Origin of the sequence: Arthrobacter sp. 08Y14 (genome assembly GCF_002929455.1) — a bacterium.
Lineage (GTDB): Bacteria > Actinomycetota > Actinomycetes > Actinomycetales > Micrococcaceae > Arthrobacter_B > Arthrobacter_B sunyaminii.
Window position 1 is genome coordinate 1 of record NZ_PJIX01000077.1, and the last position, 505, is coordinate 505.

At 58.8% G+C, this 505-nt stretch carries 2 protein-coding genes; both read right to left on the bottom strand.

Features of this window, described 5'->3' with window-relative positions; all coding sequences use genetic code 11:
* Nucleotides 1-21 precede the first annotated feature (21 nt).
* Nucleotides 22-420 carry a 30S ribosomal protein S8 gene (rpsH, locus tag CXR03_RS19060; RefSeq protein ID WP_104105069.1) on the bottom strand — a complete coding sequence of 133 codons (399 nt, stop codon included), beginning with the start codon at nucleotides 418-420 and terminating at the stop codon, nucleotides 22-24.
* A 12-nt stretch (nucleotides 421-432) separates the two neighbouring features.
* Nucleotides 433-504, bottom strand: coding sequence for a hypothetical protein (locus tag CXR03_RS19065; protein WP_368784667.1), 72 nt, complete (start codon nucleotides 502-504; stop codon nucleotides 433-435).
* Nucleotide 505 lies beyond the last annotated feature (1 nt).

The window sequence follows — 505 nt, forward strand, 5'->3', positions numbered from 1 at the left end:
TATGGAGATCCCCTGCCCGTCTTAGAAGACGGAGCAGAGTACCTCACCACCAACGTTCTGTTCGCGAGCCTGGTGATCGGCCATCACACCCTTCGTTGTCGACAAGATGGTGATGCCGAGGCCGTTCGCGACCTGCGGGATGGACTTAACCGAGACATAAACTCGGCGGCCCGGCTTGGATACGCGGCCGATTTCGCGAATGACCGAAGAACCTTCGTAGTACTTCAGTTCGATCGTGAGCTCAGACTTGCCATTGCCGTAATCGACCTGGCTGTAGCCACGGATGTAACCTTCGGCCTGCAGAACGTCGAGAACGCGGGCACGGAGATTGGAGGCCGGAGTGGAGACGGAGCTCTTGCGGCGAGCTGCGCCATTCCGGATGCGGGTGAGCATATCGCCCAACGGATCAGTCATCGTCATATTGGCGTCTCCTTACCAGCTCGACTTCACAACGCCCGGCACCTTGCCGGTGTTGCCAAGCTCGCGAAGCGCGATACGCGACATT